A 20371-nucleotide genomic window follows, 5' to 3' on the forward strand; every position below is an offset into this window, starting at 1 on the left:
AGCCCGGTCTCCTTGCTCCCGTACAGCGCTCCCTCGGGGTGAGCGCTGTACGGGAGTAAGCTTTTGGTATGGCCAGCGATACGGATACGGGCAGCACGGGTACGGACGGCTTCGACAGCCTCGCGTTCGACGTCTTCTCGCGCGCGTGCCCCTCGCGCTCGACCCTGGAGCACGTCACCGGGCGCTGGGGCGGTCTGACGATCGGCGCGCTGTACGAGGAGAGCCTCCGGTTCAACGAGCTGCGCCGCCGGGTCGACGGGGTCAGCGAGAAGATGCTCTCCCAGACCCTGCACGCCCTGGAGCGGGACGGGCTCGTCCTGCGGGAGGCCCAGCCGGTGAACCCGCCCCGGGTGGACTACGAGCTCACCCCGTTCGGCCGTGAGGTCGCCGAGAAGCTCCTCGGGCTGATCCACTGCGTCGAGGGGCGGATGGACGAGGTCCTGGCCTCCCGGGCGCGTTACGACGAGGCGCGCGGCGGGCGCTGACAGCGCGGGCAGTAGTAGCTGGAGCGGTTCATCCAGGCGCGGCGGCGCATCGGGGTGGAGCACCGGTTGCAGGGCTCGCCCTCCCGGCCGTACGCGTCGAGCGACCGGTCGAAGTAGCCGGACTCGCCGTTCACGTTGACGTACAGGCTGTCGAAGCTGGTGCCGCCCTGGGCGAGGGCCGCGTTCATGACGTCGCGGGCGTGGCCGAGCAGTTCGGCGGACTTGGGGCGGGGCAGGGTCGCGGTCGGCCGGTCGTAGTGCAGCTTGGCCCGCCACAGCGCCTCGTCGGCGTAGATGTTGCCGACGCCGCTGATCAGCGACTGGTCGAGCAGGGCGCGCTTGACGGTGGTACGGCGCAGGCGCAGCGCGGTGTGGAACGCGGCGTCGTCGAAGAGCGGATCGAGCGGGTCCCGGGCGATGTGCGCGATGGTGTCGGGCAGTCCGTCGGGGGTGTTGCCGTGCAGCGAGAGCCCGCCGAAGGTGCGCTGGTCGACGAAGCGCAGTTCGGTGCCGAGGGTGTCGTCGAACCGCATCCGGATCCGCAGGTGCTTCTCGTCGGGCGCGTCCGCGGGCTGCACCAGCAGCTGTCCGCTCATCCCGAGGTGGCCCAGCAGCGAGGCGGACGCCTCCTCGATCGGCACCCAGAGGTACTTGCCGCGCCGCATCGCCGGACCGAAGCGGGCCCCGCGGAGCCGGGCGGCGAAGTCGACGCCGCCCGCGAGGTGCCGGCGGACCGAGCGCGGGTGCAGGACCTCGACCTCGGTGACGGTGCGGCCGCTGACCCAGCGCTCAAGTCCCCTGCGGACGACTTCGACCTCGGGCAGCTCGGGCACGGTGCACCACTCCAGACACATCGACGGTAGTACGGGGTACGGGGCGGGCGAAAACGCGGTGACCAAGGTGATCGCGGTGACCACAGCGATCCGGGAGCCGCCCCTGGACAGGGAAAACCCCCCGGTGCGCAGGGCACCGAGGGGTTCTCGTACAGCTTCAGGCCGGAGCGGCGTCCGTGTTCGGCGACGGGTCGGCAGGGGTGTCGGCGGCCCCTCCGTCGGCCGCGGACTTCTCCGCGGCCTGCCGTGCCTCTGCGGCGGCGCTGATCTCGCGCCAGGCGGACTCGGCCGCCTGCTGCTCCGCTTCCTTCTTGCTACGGCCGGTGCCGGTGCCGTACGAGACACCACCGACGCGAGCGGCAGCAGTGAAGGTCTTCTCGTGATCCGGGCCGGTCTCCGTGACGAGGTACTCGGGGACTCCGAGGCTCTCGCTCGCGGTGAGTTCCTGGAGGCTGGTCTTCCAGTCCAGGCCGGCGCCGAGGTTCGAGGACCTGTCGATCAGCGGGTCGAAGAGCCGGTGGACCAGCTCCGAGGCCGCGCTGAGGCCCTGGTCGAGATAGACCGCGCCGATCACTGCTTCCAGTGTGTCGGCGAGGATGGAAGCCTTGTCCCGGCCCCCCGTGCCCTCTTCACCGCGGCCGAGCCGGATGAAGGAGCCGAGTTCGAGGCCCACTTCCGCCAGTGCACGCGAGTTGACCACCGCGGCCCGCAACTTGGCCAGCTGGCCTTCGGGCAGGTCGGGGTGGGTGCGGTACAGCGTGTCCGTGACCACCAGACCGAGCACCGAATCCCCGAGGAATTCGAGCCGCTCGTTGGTGGGCAGGCCGCCGTTCTCGTATGCGTAGGAACGGTGGGTCAGCGCACGCACCAGAAGGGCGGACTCGAGGTGATACCCGAGCCGCCCTTCCAGAAGCGTGTGGGACGAGGCTGTGTTGACGTTGTCTGCCTGCTTCTTGGCGCTGGACAACTCAGACATCGGGCCTCTCACCAGCCGCTCAGACCTCGAGGACCTGGCGCTTGTTGTAGGTGCCGCAGCTCGGGCACGCAATGTGCTGGAGCTTGGGCTCCTGGCAACGCTCGCACGAAACCAGGGTGGGGACCGCAGCCTTCCACTGCGACCGGCGGTGGCGCGTGTTGCTGCGCGACATCTTCCGCTTCGGAACAGCCACGGCTACTTCTCCTGCTTCTCGTCGACGCCCGGTTCGGCGCCGCCCATGTTGTCCTTCTCGCCGTCCTGAACGGTCTCGGCGAGTCCTTGCAGTGCCGCCCAACGAATGTCGACGGCGTCGTGGTGGTGGCCCGGATTCTCGTCCAGCCTGATTCCGCATTCGGAACACAGACCGGCGCAGTCCTCCGAGCACACCGGCTGCATGGGCAGTGCGAGCACTACCGCGTCACGCAGCATGGCTTCGAGGTCGAACAAGCCGTCCTCGAGAAAGAACCTGTCCTCGTCGTCCTCGGCGTCGTCGGCCGGTTCCGCCGCACTGCTGCGGCCCCGGTCATCGGCGTCAGGGTACGAGAACATTTCCTGGAAGTCCGCGTCGACCTCTACGGTCAGCGGCTCCAGACACCTTACGCACTCCCCCTCGGCGGTCGCACGGGCGGTGCCTGTGACAAGCACCCCTTCCATGACCGATTCGAGGCGGAGGTCCAGCTCCACGGGTGCGCCTTCCGGCACGCCGATGACGCCGTCGATGCCCAGGACCGGTGAACCGGGTGCTTCCACCGAGCGGGACAGCCGCTTCATGGCACCGGGACGCCGGCCCAGCTCGTGCGTATCGAACACGAGAGGGTTGCGGTGGTCGAGGTGGCCGTTCAGGGCTTTTCCTGCTTTCGAATCATGGGTGTCGTACTGCGAAGGAGGGGGTCGTCTCTCCGGTCCGGGACGAACCGTCCGGTTTCGTGGACGAAAACGGGCAGCAGTGATCGCGGACCTATGTGCGACCGAGGATTCAGGATACTGGACGGACCGCTCAGCACCCAATCGGGGCAACCCCGCCGTGGGTCAGCGGCCCTGTTCGTACCGGCGCAGCTGCTCCAGGTCGATCATGCTGGTGTCGAAGAGGCTGGTCTCGTCCAGCGCGCCGCCGCCCTGCTGGTCGGGCGCGTGGCCCTGTCCCTGCCCGTGTTGCTGGGGCTGCTGCTGCCAGCCGTAGTCGGGCTGGCCGGTGGGCTGGGGCGGGTAGCCGTTGGGGTCGTAGCCGACCTGCTGCTGGTACGCCGCGTACGGGTCGGGCTGCTGCTGGTAGCCGTACGCGTCCTGGACGCCCTGCTGGAGCGGCTGCTCCTGGTAGCCGTACGCCGCCTGCGCGTAGCTCGGCTCGGCCGGCGGCTGCGCCGGGTAGGCGGGCTGCTGGGGCGCCTGCTGGGGTTCGGGGGTGGCCAGCTCGGCGAGACCGGCCAGATAGTCGGCGTCGCTGGTGTGGCCCTGGCCGCCCGCGGCGTCCTGGGCGGCGATGTGCGCGCCGAGGTCGTCGGTGGCGACCCGGCCGTGCAGTTTCTGCCGGCCGCGGCCGACCGCCTCCAGAGTCTTGGCGAGGACGGCCTCGAAGGCGCCGAACTTGGCGTCCACGTACGCGTCGGCCCGCTGCTTCAGCGTCTCCGGGTCGGCGCTGCGCTCGGGGGCCTCGGTGAAGTCGGGGTCCTCGTAGCCCTGCTCGTCCAGGCCCTGGCCGCGGCCGAGGAGCTTCTCGCGGCCCCGGTCCACGGAGCCGATGGTCTTGGTGAGGACGACCTCGAAGTTGGCGAGCTTGCTGTCGACGTAGTCGTCGGCCTCGGCCCGGACCTCCTCGGCCTCGCGGCGGGCCTCGGACAGGATCCGGTCGGCCTCGCTCTGCGACTGCCGGGCGATCTCGGTCTCGGAGATCAGCGAGGCGCGCTGGGCGTGGGCCGACTCGACGATCCGCTCGGCCTCCTGGCGGGCCTGCTCGGCGAACTGCTCCTGGCCGCCGAGCAGCTCCTGGGCCTGGGCGAGGGAGCCGGGCAGGGCCTGGCGTACCTCTTCGAGCATGGCGAGCAGCTCGGCGCGGTTGACCACGCACGAGGCCGACATGGGCATGGATCGGGCGCTCCCGACCGCTTCGACGATCTCGTCGAGCTTCTTCTGCACGTCCACCGTGTGCTCGCCACTCTCTGCTGCTCTGTTGAAGCTGCTGCTCCGTTGGAGACGGACGGGACGACTGTAAGGCCAGTCGGCCGCCGCCCGACACCTGGTGACGGCCCGTCAGTGCCTCAGCGTTCGCCGAGCCGCTTCACGAGCGCCTCGTGGACGGTCGGCGGCAGCAGGTGGGAGACGTCGCCGCCCCAGGTCGCCACCTCCTTGACCAGCGAGGACGACAGGAAGCTGTACGTCGGGTTGGTCGGCACGAAGAGCGTCTCGACGCCGGAGAGGCCGTTGTTCATCTGGGCCATCTGCAGCTCGTAGTCGAAGTCGCTGACGGCCCGCAGGCCCTTCACGATCGCCGGGATCTCCCGCTGCTTGCAGAAGTCGACCAGCAGGCCGTGGAAGGACTCCACCTCGACGTTGCCGAAGTCGGCGGTGACCTCGCGGATCAGCTCGATCCGCTCGTCGACGGTGAACAGCCCCTTCTTGGACTGGTTGATCATCACCGCCACGTGCACCACGTCGTACAGCTTCGAGGCTCGTCCGATGATGTCGAGATGTCCGTTGGTGATGGGGTCGAACGACCCCGGACAGACGGCGCGGCGCACTGTGATTCCCTCGCTCTCCGGTCCGGTCATCGTGCGTCTTCGCACGTAGCGGCGGCGCGACCGTACCAAAGCGTTCCCTCGCCGTAGCGACGGGACCGCAGTGGCTCGAATCCGGCGGGCCAGCCGAATTCTCCGCCCCGGGTGCTGCGTTCCACGGTGACGAGCGCATCGTCGGCGAGCCACCCCTGAGCACGGAGTGTGAGCAGGATCTCGCGAAGATCGTCGTCGGTGACGGCGTACGGCGGATCGAGGAAGACGATGTCGTAGGGGTCGGCGGGCGCCGGTCCTGTCACGATCTGTTCGGCTTTGCCGGTACGGACGTCGGCGCCCGGGAGGCCGAGGGTGCGGACGTTGTCGCGGACGGTGCGGACGGCCTTCGGGTCGGCCTCCACGAGCAGGGCGTGGACCGCGCCGCGGGAGAGCGCTTCGAGGCCGACGGCGCCGGATCCGGCGTACAGGTCGGCGACCCGGGTCCCCTCCAGAGTGCCGAGGAGCGCCTGCCAGGTGGAGAAGAGGCCCTCGCGCGCACGGTCGGAGGTGGGGCGGGTGCCGGTGCCGGGCGGGACGGCCAGGCGGCGTCCGCCGGCCGAGCCGGCGATCACGCGGGTCATGGGTGTCGGGTCCTCGGGGTCGGGGGCGTCCATCGGGGGCGCGCGTACGGGCGCGGGCCGTGCGTCCACGATATGGCGTACGGCCCGCACCGGCCCGACCGGCAGGACGCCCCGGCGCCCTCACCCCTTGTCGAGATACTCCTCGCGGTCCTTGTCGAGGAGGGCGGCCAGCACCGTGCGCAGCTCCGGCAGGTGCTCCAGCTCCGGGTCGGCGGCGACGATCGCGACGGCCTCCTCGCGGGCGGCGGCGATGACCTCCTCGTCGTCGATGACGGTGAGCATCCGCAGCGAGGAGCGCACCCCGGACTGGGCCTGGCCCAGCACGTCGCCCTCGCGGCGCTGCTCCAGGTCGATCCGGGAGAGCTCGAAGCCGTCGAGGGTGGCGGCGACGGCGGAGAGGCGGGCACGGGCGGGGCTCGCCTCGTGGGCCTCGCTGACCAGCAGGCAGAGCCCGGGGGCGGAACCCCGGCCGACACGGCCGCGCAGCTGGTGGAGCTGGGAGACACCGAACCGGTCGGCGTCCATGATCACCATGGCGGTGGCGTTGGGGACGTTGACGCCGACCTCGATGACGGTGGTGGCGACCAGGACGTCGACGTCCCCGGCGGCGAACCGGCGCATGACGTCGTCCTTCTCGTCGGGGTGCATGCGGCCGTGCAGCACTTCGACGCTCAGCCCGGCCAGCGCGCCCTTGCGCAGCTCGTCGGCGATCTCCAGGACGGCGAGCGGCGGGCGCTTGTCCGCATCCTCCGCGGTCGCCTTCTTCTTGGCCTTGCCCTTCTTCTCCTCCTCCGCGTCGTCGCCGATGCGGGGGCAGACCACGTACGCCTGGTGGCCGTTCTCCACCTCTTCTCGGACGCGTTCCCAGGCGCGGGCGAGGAAGTGGGGCTTGTCCTTGGCGGGGACGACATGGCTGGCGATCGGGGAGCGGCCGGCCGGGAGCTGGTCCAGGACGGAGGTCTCCAGGTCGCCGAAGACCGTCATCGCGACCGTACGGGGGATCGGGGTGGCGGTCATGACGAGGAGGTGGGGCGGCTGCTTCCCCTTGGAGCGCAGGGCGTCGCGCTGTTCCACGCCGAAGCGGTGCTGTTCGTCCACGACGACCAGGCCCAGGTCGTGGAACTGGACCTTGTCCTCGATGAGGGCGTGGGTGCCGATGACGATCCCGGCCTCGCCGGTGACCAGGTCGAGCAGGGCCTGACGCCGGGCGGCCGTGCCCATGGAGCCGGTGAGGAGGACGACCTTGGTGCCCTGGTCCGAGCCGCCCAGCATGCCGCCCTCGGCCAGCTCGCCCATCATCTCGGTGATCGAGCGGTGGTGCTGCTGGGCGAGGACCTCGGTGGGGGCGAGCATCGCGGCCTGGCCGCCCGCGTCGACCACGGCGAGCATGGCCCGCAGGGCCACCATGGTCTTGCCCGAGCCCACCTCGCCCTGGAGGAGGCGGTGCATCGGGTGCTCGGTGGCCAGGTCGTCGAAGATCTCCTTGCTGACCTTCTCCTGGCCCTCGGTGAGGGTGAAGGGCAGCTTGGCGTCGAACGCGTCCAGCAGTCCGTCCGCGACGGGGCGGCGGGCGGCGGCGGGCAGTTGGGTGTCGGCGTAGCGGCGGCGGGCCAGGGCGACCTGGAGGACGAACGCCTCGTCCCATTTGAGCCGGGCCTTGGCGTCCTCGATGTCCGCCTTCGTCTGCGGGCGGTGGACCTTGAGCAGGGCCTCGGGCAGCGGGGTGAAACCGCGCCCCTCGCGCAGGGCGGCGGGCAGCGGGTCCACCGCGTCCTGGGCGCTGGGCAGCACGGCGTCCACGGCCTTGGCGATCCGCCAGGAGTCGAGCTGCTTGCACGCGGGGTAGATCGGCAGCAGCCGCCCCGCGAAGGCGTCCACGGCCTCGGTCGCCTCGTCGGCGTCGGAGGCGTCGAGCAGTTGGTACGTGGGGTGGGCCAGCTGCATCTTGCGGTTGAAGACGGAGACCTTGCCCGCGAACATCGCCTGGCGGCCCGGCAGCAGCTCCTTGTGCGGCTTGTGGACGCCGTGGCCGAAGAAGACCAGCTGGAGGCGGCCGCTGCCGTCGGTCAGGGTGACCTCCAGGCGCTTGCCCCGGCCGTTGTTGAACATCAGGATCCGGGCGTCGGCGACCTGGGCGACGACCGTGACGTGCTCGTCCAGCGGGAGGTCGGCGAGCGCGGTCAGCTTGCCGCGCTCCTCGTACCGCCGCGGGTAGTGGTGCAGCAGATCACCGACCGTGTGCAGGTCGAGGTGTTCGGCCATCACCTTCGCGGTGGCTCCGCCGAGCAGCTTCTTCAGAGGTTCATCGAACGAGGACACGCGATCCATTGCACACCACGGCACTGACAGCTGTCCGCCGGGCGCGGCGGCGGGGCCGTTACTCGACGCCGATCAGCAGCGGTGCGCGCTGGTGGCCGCCCCGGTAGACCACCGTGTCCACGGCGAGGTGGCCCTCCCGTACGTGCTCCTCCAGCGCGTCGGCCAGCGCGTCGGGGACGTCCTCGCCGAGGACGAGGGTGACCAGTTCGCCGCCCGCCGCCAGCATCCGGTCGAGCACGGTGCGGGCCGTGTGCGGGACGTCGGAGCCGATCACGGCCACGTCTCCGTCGATCAGGCCGAGGATGTCCCCGGCCTGGCAGATGCCCGCCATGGTCCACGACTGGCGCTCGGCGACGGCCAGTTCGGCGTAGCGGGTGGCTCCGGCGGCCGCGGTCATGGCGACCACGTCCTCGTCGAAGCCGCGGTCCGGCTCGTGGACGGCGAGCGCGGCGATGCCCTGGACGGCGGCGCGGGTCGGCACGAGGGCGACCCGGACCCCCTCGGTCCTGGCCTGTTCGGCGGCGGCGGCCGCGGTGTGGCGCAGCGCCGCGTCGTTGGGCAGCAGGACCACCTCGCGGGCGTGGGCGCGGCGGATGGCGTCGACCAGTTCGCCGCTGGCGGGGGGTTCGCCGGGGCGGGCGATCACGGTGGTGGCGCCGGCCTCGGTACACAGCCCGGCCAGGCCGTCGCCGGGGACCACGACCACCACGGCGCGCTGGGCGGGTTCGGCCTGGACGCGGACGTCGTGGCCGCTCTCGGTGGCGAAGTGGGTGATCCGGATCCGGTACGGCCGCCCGGCCTCGACGCCCGCCTCCACGGCCGCCCCGGCGTCGTCGACATGGACGTGGACGTGCCAGAGCCCGTCACCGCCGACCACGACCAGGGAGTCGCCGAGCGCGTCGAGCCGGGTGCGCAGCCGGGCCACCTGCTCGTCGCGGGCCTCCAGGAGGTAGATCACCTCGAACGCGGGCCCGGCGGCGCCGTCCTCCGGGCAGTCGAGCGGCCCCTCCACCGGAGCGCTTGCGGGAAGGCCCCCCTCCGTGACGCCCTCCACCGGGGTGCCGCCCACCGGCAGCCCCACCACGGACCCCCCGTCCACGGTCACGGGCGCCTTCGCGGCGTTCCCGGAGGCGGTACGGGGTCCTCGTACGGGAGCCTGCCCGGTCACCGTCTCCACCAGCGCGCCCAGCACCGCCACCAGACCCCGGCCCCCGGCGTCGACCACGCCGGCCCGGCCGAGGACGGCGAGCTGCTCGGGGGTGCGCGCGAGGGCGGCGCGCGCCCCGTCGTAGGCGGCGGTGACGACGGTGCGCAGGTCGGGGTCCTCGCCCCGGGCGGCCTCGGCGGCCTCGGCGGCGACGGTGAGCACGGTGCCCTCGACGGGGTGGGCCACGGCCTGCCGGGCCGCGTCGGCGGCGCTCGTGAGGGCGAGGCGCAGATGGGCGGCGTCGCCGCCGTCGGCCAGCACCCCGGCCATGCCGCGCAGCAGCTGGGCCAGGATCGTGCCGGAGTTCCCGCGGGCGCCGATCAGGGCGCCGTGCGCCATGGCGCGTACGGCGTCGGCGGTGGCGGGTGCGGTGGCGCCGGTCTCATGGGCGGCGAATACCGCTTCGACGGCCGCTGCCGCGGACTCGAGAGTCAGATAGAGGTTGGTGCCGGTGTCCCCGTCGGCGATGGGATAGACGTTGATCGCGTCGATCTCCGCGCGCTCCCGGCCCAGTGCGTCCAGGGCCAGTGAGCACCACCTGCGTACCGCGACGGCGTCCAGGTCGTCGGGGAGCTGCGGCACCGATGGTCCTCCTTGAGCGGCCGTGGCAACGGGCTGCACCGCAGGTTAGCCCGCCTTCCGGGGTCCCGGCAGGGACAGGGGGCGGGAGGGCGGGCGGCCGAGCCATGGTAGTTTCGTATCTCCGAAGCAGGCGTTGTATGCTGCTCCGGTTGCCCGATGAGAGTCGGGACATTCCCCCGGTACCGCCACTTCAGTCCAACTGATTCCGGCGCGCCGGAATTCACTGTACGTGCATCTGAAGTCTTTGGAGTGACCCGTGGCTGCCAACTGCGACGTTTGCGGCAAGGGGCCGAGCTTCGGCAACAGCGTTTCGTTCTCGCACCGCCGTACGTCTCGTCGCTGGAATCCCAACATCCAGCGCGTGCGTGCCGTGGTCGGTCGGACGCCGAAGCGGCTCAACGTCTGCACCTCGTGCATCAAGGCCGGCAAGGTCGCGCGCTGACGTCCCCGTCGTAGCGCAGCCTTCCGGTTGCCCAAAAAGCCGGTCCACCTCGGTGGACCGGCTTTTTGCTGTGCTCAGGTGGCGGTCTGCCCGGGAGAAGGCCGGGTCAGCCAGCCGTGGTCGACCGGCCCGATGCCGCCGCCGAGCGGGAAGCCGGCCTCGATCGCGCCGGTGACGTAACTTTTCGCACCCTGGACCGCCGTGGGCACGTCCATCCCGAGCGCGAGCCCGGAGGCGATGGCGGAGGCCAGCGTGCAGCCGGTGCCGTGGGTGTGGCGGTTGTCGTGCCGGGGGGCGCGCAGCCAGTGTTCCGCGCTCCCGTCGGTGAGCAGGTCCACCGCCTCCCCGGGCAGATGGCCGCCCTTGATGACGACCCAGTGCGGTCCGAAGCCGAGGATCTCCTCGGCGGCCCGGCGCATCCCGCTCTCGTCGGTGACCCGGACGCCGGTCAGCTGGGCCACTTCGTCGAGGTTCGGGGTGGCGACGGTGGCGGTGGGGAGCAGCTTGGTGCGTACGGAGTCGAGGGCCTCGGCGGCGAGCAGCGCGTCCCCGTGCTTGGAGACGCCGACCGGGTCGACGACGACGGGGGCGTCGGTTCCGGCGAGGAGTTCGGCGACGGTCTCCACGAGGGCGCCGGAGGCGAGCATGCCGGTCTTCACGGCCTGGACGCCGATGTCGTCGACGACGCTGCGGTACTGGGCGCGTACGGCCCCCACCGGAAGCTCCCACGCGCCCTGGACACCGAGGGAGTTCTGTGCGGTGACGGCGGTGAGCACGCTCATGCCGTGCACGCCGAGGGCGAGCATCGTCTTCAGGTCGGCCTGGATCCCCGCACCGCCGCCGGAGTCGGATCCGGCGACGGTGAGCACACGGGGCGGTACAGCGGTACGTATGGGCATACGCAGCAATCTAGTGGTCAGCCGCGCGGCTGGGTGTCCTCGATCGAGCCGAAGTGGTCCCAGCCGCCCTTGCTGGTCCAGGGGGCGCCGTCGACGGTGACCTGGGGCAGGGCGGAGGGGTTGAGGACCTCGCCGATCACCTTCCAGCGGGCGGGGAGCTTCACGTCGGCCGGGAAGGTCGCCACGATGGCGTGGTCCTCTCCCCCGGTCAGCACCCACTGGAGCGGGTCGACGCCGACGGCCTGGCCGATGTCGGACATCTGCGAGGGGATGTCGATGAGCCCGGAGCGCAGGTCGATCCGGCACTTGCTGGCCTCCGCGATGTGCCCGAGGTCGGCGACGAGGCCGTCGCTGACGTCGGTCATCGCGGTGGCGCCGAGTCCGGCGGCCGCGGGGCCCGCGTGGTACGGCGGTTCGGGGCGGCGGTGGGCCTCGACGAAGGCGCGGGGCGAGCGGAAGCCGCGGGAGAGCACCGCGTAACCGGCCGCCGACCAGCCGAGCCAGCCGGTGACCGCGACGACGTCGCCGGGGCGGGCGCCGCCCCGGGTGACCGGTTCGTGGTTGCGCAGGTCGCCGAGGGCGGTGATCGCGACGGTGATCGTGTCGCCGCCCACCACATCGCCGCCGACCACGGCCGCGCCCGCCACCTGGCACTCGTCGCGGAGCCCGTCCATCAGCTCGGCGGCCCAGGTGACGGGGAGGTCGGCGGGGACGACCAGGCCGAGGAGCAGCGCGGTGGGCACCGCGCCCATCGCCGCGATGTCGGCGAGGTTCTGGGCGGCCGCCTTGCGGCCGACGTCGTACGCCGTCGACCAGTCACGGCGGAAGTGCCGCCCTTCCAGCAGGATGTCCGTACTGGCCACGACCCTGCGGTCGGGGGCGGCCACGACCGCGGCGTCGTCGCCGGGCCCCAGCCGTACCGCCGGAGTGGTGGTGAGCCGGGACGTGAGCTCTCTGATGAGCCCGAACTCCCCCAACTCGCCCACGGTTCCCTTCACCGAGTCTCACCTCTCCTTTATCGCCCCGGACACCCGTCCGGGCCCCCGGTCGCGAGCCGTCTGTGCTGTCGGTACCGTCAAGAGATACGTCAACTTCTGCGCCCTGTACGCCACGCTGTGGGCGTCATCCGGCCCGTAGGTCTCCCCGCGGCCCGCGGCAACGCGATAACGTGGCGTCCCTTTCCCCCACATGATCCTCGTGGCCGCCCTGGAGGTTCCGTGGTACAGGCGTACATCCTCATCCAGACCGAGGTGGGCAAGGCGTCGATCGTCGCCGAGACCATCTCCAAGATTCCGGGAGTCATCCAGGCAGAGGACGTCACCGGTCCGTACGACGTGATCGTGCGGGCCCAGGCAGACACGGTCGACGAACTCGGCCGCATGGTGGTCGCCAAGGTGCAGCAGGTGGACGGCATCACACGGACTCTGACCTGCCCGGTCGTCCACCTCTGACCCCCGTCTAGGCTGGGCCGGTGACGTCATCCGCCCGCCGTTCCCCCCGCTCGATATTCCTCGGTCCGTCCGCTGCCGTGCTCGTGCTGGCCGCGGCGGGCTGTTCCCTCAGCGACGACCAGCCCTCGGTCCCGGTTCCCACACCGTCCGCGGAGGCCGCCGCGTACTGCGAGGCCCTGCACGAGGAACTGCCCAAGACCGTCCTCGAACTGGAACGCAGTGACCCCTCCCCCGATTCGGAGCTGACCGCCGGCTGGGGGGACGGGGCGATCGTACTGCGCTGCGGGGTCCCCCGGCCCGCGAAGATGGACGACCCCCAGTCGGAGGGCGTCGAGGCGGACGGGGTGCAGTGGATGCTGGAGCAGCCCGAGGGCTCCGGTCCGCGGTTCACCACCACGTACCGCAAGGCGTACGTCGAGGTCACGCTGGATTCGACGTACGCCCACGACATCACGCCGCTGGCCTCGTTCGCCGGCCCCGTCTCGAAGACGGTCCCCGGAAAATTCTGAGTCCCGCTCGCGGCTTCGTCAGCGCAGTCCGGTGGAGCGGGTCAACGCGGCCTGGATCAGCCGGTCGACCAGCTCCGGGTAGTCGACGCCGCTCTCCTGCCACATGCGCGGGTACATGGAGATCGGGGTGAAGCCCGGCAGAGTGTTGATCTCGTTGATGACGAAGGTGCCGTCCTCGGTGAGGAAGAAGTCGGCGCGCACCAGGCCCTCGCAGGAGACCGCGTCGAAGGCGGCGACGGCGAGCCGTTGCACCTCGGCGGTCTGCTCCTCGGTGAGCGGCGCCGGCACCAGACCCGTGGCCGAGTCGATGTACTTGGCCTCGAAGTCGTAGAAGTCGTGCGCGGTGACCGGCGGGATCTCGGCGGGCACGCTGGCGCGCGGGCCGTCCTCGAACTCCAGCACCCCGCACTCGATCTCCCGGCCGCGCAGCAGCGACTCGACGAGGAACTTCGGGTCGTGGCGGCGGGCCTCCTCGATCGCCTCGTCGAGCCCTTCGAGGCCGTCGACCTTGGTGATGCCCATCGAGGAGCCGCCGCGGGCGGGCTTGATGAACAGCGGCCAGCCGTGCTCGCCGGCGAAGTCCACGATCCGCTTGCGGGCGGCGGCGGGGTCGTTGTCCCACTCGCGGGGCCGGACGACCTCGTAGGGTCCGACGGGCAGCCCGAAGGAGATGAAGACGCGCTTCATGTACTCCTTGTCCTGGCCGACCGCGGAGGCGAGGACACCCGCGCCGACGTAGGGCACACCGGAGAGTTCGAGAAGGCCCTGGAGGGTGCCGTCCTCGCCGTACGGGCCGTGCAGCACGGGGAAGACGACGTCGACCTCGCCCAGCGCCTTGGGCACCGCGCCGGGCTCGGTGTAGACGACCTCGCGGCTGCCCGGGTCCACGGAGAGCACGACGCTGCCCTCGGCGGCTCCGGCGAGCCGGTCCACGTCGGGGACCTTGCGGTCGGTGATGGCCATGCGTTCGGGCTCGTCGGCGGTGAGCGCCCAGCGGCCGTCCGTCGTGATGCCGATCGGCAGGACGTCGTACTTCGTCCGGTCGATGGCCTTCATGACGGCGCCGGCCGTGACGACCGAGATGCCGTGTTCGGAGCTGCGACCGCCGAACACGACGGCCACACGGGGTTTACGGCCGTGCGGCTCAGGGCTCTCGGCGCGCTCAGGGCTCTGGGGGAGGTTCTCGCTGCTCATATCGCGATGAGCGTACCTGCTGGTAAGAGCGGCGTCAGCGTCGCTCGGCCTTGGCGCTGCGCGACATCAGCTCCTTGACCGCGACGACCGGGGACTTGCCCTCGTGGACGATCGAGACGACGGTCTCGGTGATGGGCATGTCGACCCCGTGCCTGCGGGCCAGGTCGAGGACCGATTCGCAGGACTTGACGCCCTCGGCGGTCTGCTTGGTGACGGCGATCGTCTCCTGGAGCGTCATGCCGCGGCCGAGGTTGGTGCCGAAGGTGTGGTTCCGCGAGAGCGGCGACGAGCAGGTGGCCACCAGGTCGCCGAGGCCGGCCAGGCCGGCGAACGTCAACGGGTCCGCGCCCATGGCGAGGCCCAGTCGGGTGGTCTCGGCGAGGCCCCGGGTGATGAGGGAGCCCTTGGTGTTGTCGCCGAGGCCCATGCCGTCCGCGATACCGACGGCGAGGCCGATGACGTTCTTCACGGCGCCGCCGAGCTCACAGCCCACCACATCGGTGTTGGTGTACGGGCGGAAGTACGCGGTGTGGCAGGCGGCCTGGAGGCGCTGGGCGACGGACTCGTCGGAGCAGGCGACGACGGCCGCGGCGGGGCGGCGCTCCGCGATCTCCTTGGCGAGGTTGGGGCCCGAGACGACGGCGATGCGGTCGGCGGAGACCTTGGTGACGTCCGCGATGACCTCGCTCATCAGCTCGGCGGTGCCCAGCTCGACGCCCTTCATCAGGGAGACCAGGACGGTGTCCGGGCCCAGGTGCGGGGCCCAGTCGGCGAGGTTGGCGCGCAGGGTCTGGGAGGGCACGACGAGGAAGGCGAACTCCGCGCCGCGCAGGGCCTCGGCGGCGTCGGTGGTGGCGCGGATGGAGTCGGGGAGCGCGATGCCCGGGAGGTAGTCCGGGTTGGTGTGCGTGGTGTTGATGGCCTCGGCGACCTCGGCGCGACGGCCCCAGAGGGTGACGTCGCAGCCCGCGTCGGCGAGGATCACGGCGAAGGCCGTACCCCATGAGCCGGTTCCGAAGACGGCTGCTTTTACGGGGTGCGTCACGTGGGTCCCTTTCCCTGGGCCCTGCGCCGTTGTTCAGCACGGGCTTTGCGGTGATCGTAGAGCTCGGCGGGCGCCTTCTCGCCGCGCAGGTCCTCCAGCTCGCGGGTGATCGCGGCCATGATGACCTCGGTCGCCTGGCGCAGCACGTCGGGCGTCGGCTCCAGTCCGTGGAAGCGGCTGAGGTCGACGGGCGGTCCGGCCTGCACCTGGAGCGTCTTGCGGGGGAAGAGCCGGAACTTGTGCTCCTTGGCGTACGGCGGCATCGCGAGGTTGGCGCCCCACTGGGCGACGGGGATGACGGGCGCCTTGGTCATCAGGGCGACCCGGGCGGCCCCGGTCTTCCCGGCCATCGGCCACATGTCGGGGTCCCGGGTGAGGGTGCCCTCGGGGTAGAAGGCGACGCACTCGCCTCGCTCGATGGCCTCCACGGCGGCCCGGAAGGCGTCCAGGGCGTTGGTGGTCTCGCGGTAGACGGGGATCTGGCCGGTGCCGCGCAGCATCATCCCGACGAACGGGGTGCGGAAGAGGCCGGCCTTCGCCAGGAGCCGGGGCACGCGTCCGGTGTTGTACTGGAAGTGCGCGTAGGAGAGCGGGTCCAGATAGGAGTTGTGGTTGACGGCGGTAATGAATCCGCCGTCGGCCGGAATGTGTTCCATCCCCCGCCAGTCGCGCTTGAACAGAACCACCAGTGGCGGCTTGGCGATGACCGCCGCCAGGCGGTACCAGAAGCCGATTCTGCGGCGGGACACGTGGATACCTTCCTTAAGGATTTCAACCTGCTGCCTGGCTACTGACGGTCAAGTCTCGCCCCAGACCCCTGCTCTGTCGAGAACACCGTACGCCTCACCTTCGGCGGCGGGCCTCCGGGTTGTCGTACCGGCAGGCGAGAATAAGTCCTGACGCGTACGGAGGGGGAGATCGCCACGAACACCGATCCGGCCGGGACCTGGTCCCTGGTCGTTCCGCTGAAGCCGCTCACCCGGGCCAAGAGCCGCCTGGGGCGGGCGGCGGGCGACGATGCGCGGCCCCTGCTGGCCCTGGCGTTCGCCCAGGACACGGTGGCCGCGGCGCTGGCCTGTCCCCGGGTGCGGGATGTGGTGGTCGTCACGGACGACGCCGTGGCCGCGGCGGCCCTTTCCGCGCTCGGGGCGCGGATCGTGCCGGATGCTCCGGGGGCCGGACTCAACGCGGCGCTCGCGCACGGCGCGCGCTCGGCGCGGGCCCTGCGGCCCGCCGCCGCGGTGGCCGCGCTCAACGCGGATCTGCCGGCACTGCGCACCGGTGAATTGGCGCGGGTGCTCGATTTTGCCTCCGCTTTTCCCAGCGCTTTTCTCCGGGACGCGGCGGGAATCGGAACGACATTTCTGGCCGCTGCGAGCGGTGCGGAATTCTGTCCGGCTTTCGGTGGTCCGTCCGCATCCCGGCATCTGGCGTCGGGGGCGGTGGAAATAGGGCTGTCCGGTGTCGACTCGGTGCGCCGGGACGTGGATACGGGCGAGGACCTGCTGGTCGCCCTGGCCCTGGGGGTGGGGCCGCACACGGCGCGGCTCGCGGCCGTGCCCGCCTGCGCCCGTGACCGATAGGCTGCCGCCCATGCAGGCGACCTCGTACACGTACGACCCCGAGACCCGTGGCGGCAGTGTGCTGCTGGACGACGGCACCCCGGTGGAGTTCGACGCCGCGGCCTTCGACGCGGGCGGTCTGCTGCTGCTGCGCCCGGGGCAGCGGGTGCGCATCGAGGGCGAGGGCGAGGGGGCGGCCCTGCGGATCACGCTGGTGACACTGCAGACGTTCTGACAGGCGCTTGGGCCGAACGGGGCCCGGACAGCCCGCGGGCCGGGCTCCCCCGGAGGGGAGCCCGGCCCGGCGCGTTGTGAGGAGCGGGCGGGTGCCCGGGGCTCACTTCTTGCGTGCGGTGGCCTTCTTGGCCGTGGTCTTGCGCGCCGTGGTCTTCTTCGCGGGCGCCTTCTTCGCCGTGGCCTTCTTGGCGGGCGCGGTCTTCTTGGCGGTGGCCGTGGCCTTCTTGGCCGGGGTCGCCTTCTTCGCGGCCGCGGACGTCTTCTTCGCCGTCGCGGTCGTCTTCTTGGCGGTGGTCTTCTTGGCAGCGGTGGTCTTCGCCGCCGTCGTCTTCTTGGCGGTGGCCTTCTTCGCCGTGGCCTTCTTGGCGGCCGACTTCTTGGCGGCGGCGGCCTTCACCGTCGTACGGGCGGCGGAAGATCCGCCCGAGAGGCTGCCCTTGGGGGCCTTCTTGACGGCCACGTCGTTCTTGGGGAGCTTCTTCGAGCCGCTCACCAGGTCCTTGAAGCCCTGGCCCGCGCGGAAGCGGGGCACCGAGGTCTTCTTGACCCGGACGCGCTCACCCGTCTGCGGGTTGCGGGCGTACCGGGCGGGACGGTCGACCTTCTCGAACGAGCCGAAGCCGGTGACCGAGACACGGTCCCCGGCGACAACGGCACGGACGATCGCGTCGAGTACCGCGTCGACGGCGTCCGCGGCCTGCTGACGGCCGCCGACCTTGTCGGCAATCGCTTCTACGAGCTGCGCCTTGTTCACGTCTTCCCCTTCGGAGACATTGCCAGAACGAAAGTGTTCAAGCTTTTTCGCACGTTAGGCAGATATATACCGCAAATCAAACACGAAACGGGCTAATCACCCTAGTGCCGCAACGAAGTCGACCGATGCGCAGTTCCACGTGTCAGTCACCTTCGGGGAATCGGCCCTCATCGAGGTCCTTCATCAACCGGTCCAGACGCCTTGCCGCGTCCGGGAGATCGTGCTTCGCCGCGGCCGTGACGACCAGCAGCTTCCGGGTCAGCGCCATCCGTACGCCCTCCGGGACTTGCAGTGCACGCACCTTCGCGTGCGCTTCCTTCAATCGGTCGGCGACTTGGCCATAGAGCTTGAGTTGGCTGTCGCGTTCCATGCACCGATTGTGCCATCTGGGGCGAGTTGTCGCCCGACGGGGTCTCAACAAGCGACTGCGCCCCCTGCCGGGAGGCAGGGGGCGCAGTCCTGGAAAAGCGCTGCTCAGGCGGCAATGGTACGCGGCTTGAAGGCGGGCCTGGACGCCTCGTACGCGGCGATGTCCGCTTCGTTCTGAAGGGTGAGGCTGATGTCGTCGAGGCCGTTCAGCAGCCGCCAGCGGGCGTTCTCGTCCAGCTCGAAGTCGGCGGTGATGCCCTCGGCGCGGACCTGTCGCGCCTCCAGATCGACGGTCACCTCGGCGGTCGGGTCGGCCTCCGTCAGATCCCAGAGGGCGTCGACGACCTTCTGCTCCAGCACCACCGTGAGCAGGCCGTTCTTCAGCGAGTTGCCGCGGAAGATGTCGGCGAAGCGGGAGGAGACGACCGTCTTGAAACCGTAGTTCTGCAGGGCCCAGACCGCGTGTTCGCGGGAGGAGCCCGTACCGAAGTCGGGACCGGCGACCAGGACCGAGGCGCCCTGGCGTTCGGGGCGGTTGAGGACGAAGTTCTCGTCCTTGCGCCAGGCTTCGAAGAGGCCGTCCTCGAACCCGTCGCGGGTGACCTTCTTCAGCCAGTGGGCGGGGATGATCTGGTCGGTGTCGACGTTGCTGCGGCGCAGCGGGACGACCCGGCCGGTGTGTGCGGTGAAGGCTTCCATGGCTATCGGACTCCGGCGGGGGTACGGGCGTCGGACAGGTCGGCGGGCGAGGCCAGATGGCCCAGTACCGCGGTGGCGGCGGCGACCTGGGGCGAGACCAGGTGGGTGCGGCCGCCCTTGCCCTGCCTGCCCTCGAAGTTGCGGTTCGAGGTGGAGGCGGAGCGCTCGCCGGGGGCCAGCTGGTCGGGGTTCATGCCGAGGCACATCGAGCAACCCGCGTGCCGCCATTCGGCGCCGGCCTCGGTGAAGACCTTGTCCAGGCCCTCCGAGACGGCCTGGAGGGCGACCCGCACCGAGCCGGGGACGACCAGCATCCGTACGCCGTCGGCGACTTTGCGGCCGTCCAGGACCGAGGCCGCGTTGCGCAGGTCCTCGATGCGGCCGTTGGTGCACGAACCTACGAAGACGGTGTCGACGCTGATCTCGCGCAGCGGCTGTCCTGCGGTCAACCCCATGTACTCCAGGGCCTTTTCGGCGGCGTATCGCTCCGAGGCGTCCTCGTACGAAGCCGGGTCGGGGACGCTGGCCGACAGCGGCGCTCCCTGGCCGGGGTTGGTGCCCCAGGTGACGAACGGGGCCAGTTCGGCGGCGTCGATGACGACCTCGGCATCGAACACGGCGTCGTCGTCGGAGCGCAGGGTGTTCCAGTACGCGACGGCGGCGTCCCAGTCCTCGCCCTCAGGGGCGTGGTCGCGACCCTTGAGGTAGTCGAAGGTGGTGGCGTCGGGGGCGATCATGCCGGCGCGGGCGCCGGCCTCGATCGACATGTTGCAGATGGTCATCCGGGCCTCCATCGAGAGCTTCTCGATGGCGGAGCCGCGGTATTCGAGGATGTAGCCCTGGCCGCCGCCGGTGCCGATCCGGGCGATGATCGCCAGGATCAGGTCCTTCGCGGTGACCTCGTCGGGCAGTTCGCCCTCGACCGTGATGGCCATGGTCTTCGGGCGGGCCAGCGGCAGCGTCTGGGTGGCCAGGACGTGCTCGACCTGGCTGGTGCCGATGCCGAACGCCAGCGCGCCGAACGCGCCGTGCGTGGAGGTGTGGGAGTCGCCGCAGACCACGGTGGTGCCGGGCTGGGTCAGCCCCAGCTGCGGGCCGACCACGTGCACGACGCCCTGCTCGACGTCGCCCAGCGGGTGCAGCCGGACGCCGAAGTCCGCGCAGTTCTTGCGCAGGGTCTCCAGCTGGGCCCGCGAGACGGGGTCCGCGATCGGCTTGTCGATGTCGAGGGTCGGGGTGTTGTGGTCCTCGGTGGCGATGGTGAGGTCGAGGCGCCGCACCGGGCGTCCGGCCTGCCGCAGTCCGTCGAAGGCCTGCGGGCTGGTCACCTCGTGCAGCAGGTGCAGATCGATGAAGAGAAGGTCGGGCTCGCCCTCCGCGCGCCGGACGACATGGTCGTCCCAGACCTTCTCCGCGAGTGTCCTACCCATCGCTTTCCCTCCGGCCGGCGTCTTCGCCGGCC

At 70.9% G+C, this 20371-nt stretch carries 24 protein-coding genes; 6 read left to right on the forward strand and 18 right to left on the reverse strand.

The genetic code is table 11. From position 1 onward, the window contains the following. The first annotated feature begins 68 nt into the window (after nt 1-68). Nucleotides 69-485: a winged helix-turn-helix transcriptional regulator gene (locus tag IE134_RS28330; protein WP_030715570.1), complete on the forward strand. Its 417-nt coding sequence runs from the start codon at nt 69-71 to the stop codon at nt 483-485. Here the strand turns inward: IE134_RS28330 and mutM are convergent. The 9 genes from mutM to fakA form a co-directional block, all read right to left on the reverse strand. Further along, nucleotides 458-1318, reverse strand: coding sequence for a bifunctional DNA-formamidopyrimidine glycosylase/DNA-(apurinic or apyrimidinic site) lyase (gene mutM / locus IE134_RS28335; protein ID WP_030715565.1), 861 nt, complete (start codon nt 1316-1318; stop codon nt 458-460). The two genes, IE134_RS28330 and mutM, sit on opposite strands and share 28 nt — an antisense overlap. A 157-nt stretch (nt 1319-1475) precedes the next feature. Continuing rightward, a complete protein-coding gene (gene rnc / locus IE134_RS28340; protein WP_189432112.1) occupies nt 1476-2294 on the reverse strand; it encodes a ribonuclease III in 819 nt (272 codons plus the stop codon). Nucleotides 2295-2313: 19 nt separating this feature from the next. Continuing rightward, the gene (gene rpmF / locus IE134_RS28345; RefSeq protein WP_003965982.1) at nt 2314-2487 is read right to left on the reverse strand and encodes a 50S ribosomal protein L32; all 174 of its coding nucleotides are present in this window, start codon (nt 2485-2487) and stop codon (nt 2314-2316) included. 2 nt (nt 2488-2489) lie between these two features. Further along, entirely contained in the window at nt 2490-3104 is a 615-nt protein-coding gene (locus tag IE134_RS28350; RefSeq protein WP_023609047.1) for a YceD family protein, read from the reverse strand. A gap of 219 nt (nt 3105-3323) precedes the next feature. Further along, nucleotides 3324-4433: a F0F1 ATP synthase subunit B gene (locus IE134_RS28355; protein WP_030715563.1), complete on the reverse strand. Its 1110-nt coding sequence runs from the start codon at nt 4431-4433 to the stop codon at nt 3324-3326. Between the two features lie 116 nt (nt 4434-4549). Continuing rightward, nucleotides 4550-5029 (reverse strand): pantetheine-phosphate adenylyltransferase, encoded by a 480-nt coding sequence (gene coaD, locus IE134_RS28360; protein WP_007448181.1) that lies wholly within the window; start codon nt 5027-5029, stop codon nt 4550-4552. Nucleotides 5030-5055: 26 nt separating this feature from the next. Next, complete coding sequence (gene rsmD / locus IE134_RS28365) at nt 5056-5640, reverse strand: 16S rRNA (guanine(966)-N(2))-methyltransferase RsmD (RefSeq protein ID WP_089117973.1); 585 nt, start codon at nt 5638-5640, stop codon at nt 5056-5058. A 120-nt stretch (nt 5641-5760) separates the two neighbouring features. Beyond that, nucleotides 5761-7968, reverse strand: coding sequence for an ATP-dependent DNA helicase RecG (gene recG, locus IE134_RS28370; RefSeq protein WP_030715554.1), 2208 nt, complete (start codon nt 7966-7968; stop codon nt 5761-5763). Between the two features lie 49 nt (nt 7969-8017). Next, nucleotides 8018-9748, reverse strand: a complete 1731-nt coding sequence (fakA, locus tag IE134_RS28375; protein WP_098895756.1) for a DAK2 domain-containing protein — start codon at nt 9746-9748, stop codon at nt 8018-8020. A 256-nt stretch (nt 9749-10004) separates the two neighbouring features. Here fakA and rpmB point away from each other — a divergent pair, with 256 nt between their 5' ends. Next, nucleotides 10005-10190: a 50S ribosomal protein L28 gene (gene rpmB, locus IE134_RS28380; RefSeq protein ID WP_006127872.1), complete on the forward strand. Its 186-nt coding sequence runs from the start codon at nt 10005-10007 to the stop codon at nt 10188-10190. 74 nt (nt 10191-10264) lie between these two features. On the opposite strand, the gene thiD is transcribed toward rpmB, so the two are convergent. Beyond that, the gene (gene thiD / locus IE134_RS28385) at nt 10265-11089 is read right to left on the reverse strand and encodes a bifunctional hydroxymethylpyrimidine kinase/phosphomethylpyrimidine kinase (RefSeq protein WP_126930686.1); all 825 of its coding nucleotides are present in this window, start codon (nt 11087-11089) and stop codon (nt 10265-10267) included. 17 nt (nt 11090-11106) lie between these two features. After that, nucleotides 11107-12087 carry a thiamine-phosphate kinase gene (locus IE134_RS28390; protein ID WP_030715548.1) on the reverse strand — a complete coding sequence of 327 codons (981 nt, stop codon included), beginning with the start codon at nt 12085-12087 and terminating at the stop codon, nt 11107-11109. 219 nt (nt 12088-12306) lie between these two features. On the opposite strand from IE134_RS28390, the gene IE134_RS28395 reads away from it, so the two are divergent. Both IE134_RS28395 and IE134_RS28400 read left to right on the forward strand, forming a co-directional pair. Next, a complete protein-coding gene (locus IE134_RS28395) occupies nt 12307-12540 on the forward strand; it encodes an Lrp/AsnC family transcriptional regulator (protein ID WP_006127869.1) in 234 nt (77 codons plus the stop codon). A 20-nt stretch (nt 12541-12560) separates the two neighbouring features. Further along, a complete protein-coding gene (locus IE134_RS28400; protein ID WP_050513706.1) occupies nt 12561-13049 on the forward strand; it encodes a DUF3515 domain-containing protein in 489 nt (162 codons plus the stop codon). Nucleotides 13050-13067: 18 nt separating this feature from the next. Here the strand turns inward: IE134_RS28400 and IE134_RS28405 are convergent, their stop codons facing one another. From IE134_RS28405 to IE134_RS28415, 3 genes are read right to left on the reverse strand one after another with little or no spacing between them, the layout of a single operon-like run. After that, a complete protein-coding gene (locus tag IE134_RS28405) occupies nt 13068-14243 on the reverse strand; it encodes a D-alanine--D-alanine ligase family protein (RefSeq protein WP_030715543.1) in 1176 nt (391 codons plus the stop codon). A gap of 34 nt (nt 14244-14277) precedes the next feature. Further along, nucleotides 14278-15288 (reverse strand): NAD(P)H-dependent glycerol-3-phosphate dehydrogenase, encoded by a 1011-nt coding sequence (locus tag IE134_RS28410; RefSeq protein ID WP_030715540.1) that lies wholly within the window; start codon nt 15286-15288, stop codon nt 14278-14280. Continuing rightward, nucleotides 15285-16037 (reverse strand): lysophospholipid acyltransferase family protein, encoded by a 753-nt coding sequence (locus IE134_RS28415; protein ID WP_030715537.1) that lies wholly within the window; start codon nt 16035-16037, stop codon nt 15285-15287. Before IE134_RS28415 ends, IE134_RS28410 begins: the two co-directional genes overlap by 4 nt. Nucleotides 16038-16184: 147 nt before the next feature. Between IE134_RS28415 and cofC the strand changes: the two genes are divergently transcribed. Both cofC and IE134_RS28425 read left to right on the forward strand, forming a co-directional pair. Next, complete coding sequence (cofC, locus tag IE134_RS28420; RefSeq protein WP_189432123.1) at nt 16185-16871, forward strand: 2-phospho-L-lactate guanylyltransferase; 687 nt, start codon at nt 16185-16187, stop codon at nt 16869-16871. A gap of 10 nt (nt 16872-16881) precedes the next feature. After that, entirely contained in the window at nt 16882-17085 is a 204-nt protein-coding gene (locus tag IE134_RS28425; protein WP_010062008.1) for a hypothetical protein, read from the forward strand. A gap of 102 nt (nt 17086-17187) precedes the next feature. Here IE134_RS28425 and IE134_RS28430 read toward each other — a convergent pair whose 3' ends face one another. The 4 genes from IE134_RS28430 to leuC form a co-directional block, all read right to left on the reverse strand. Continuing rightward, on the reverse strand, nt 17188-17841 hold the full coding sequence (locus IE134_RS28430; protein WP_032770149.1) for an HU family DNA-binding protein: 654 nt from the start codon (nt 17839-17841) through the stop codon (nt 17188-17190). 142 nt (nt 17842-17983) lie between these two features. Next, entirely contained in the window at nt 17984-18211 is a 228-nt protein-coding gene (locus IE134_RS28435; protein ID WP_030084997.1) for an SCO5555 family protein, read from the reverse strand. A gap of 104 nt (nt 18212-18315) precedes the next feature. Continuing rightward, complete coding sequence (gene leuD, locus IE134_RS28440) at nt 18316-18909, reverse strand: 3-isopropylmalate dehydratase small subunit (protein ID WP_030715530.1); 594 nt, start codon at nt 18907-18909, stop codon at nt 18316-18318. A 2-nt stretch (nt 18910-18911) separates the two neighbouring features. After that, on the reverse strand, nt 18912-20339 hold the full coding sequence (leuC, locus tag IE134_RS28445) for a 3-isopropylmalate dehydratase large subunit (protein ID WP_030715527.1): 1428 nt from the start codon (nt 20337-20339) through the stop codon (nt 18912-18914). Nucleotides 20340-20371 lie beyond the last annotated feature (32 nt).

Origin of the sequence: Streptomyces rubiginosohelvolus, from assembly GCF_014649875.1 — a bacterium.
GTDB classification, from domain to species: domain Bacteria; phylum Actinomycetota; class Actinomycetes; order Streptomycetales; family Streptomycetaceae; genus Streptomyces; species Streptomyces rubiginosohelvolus.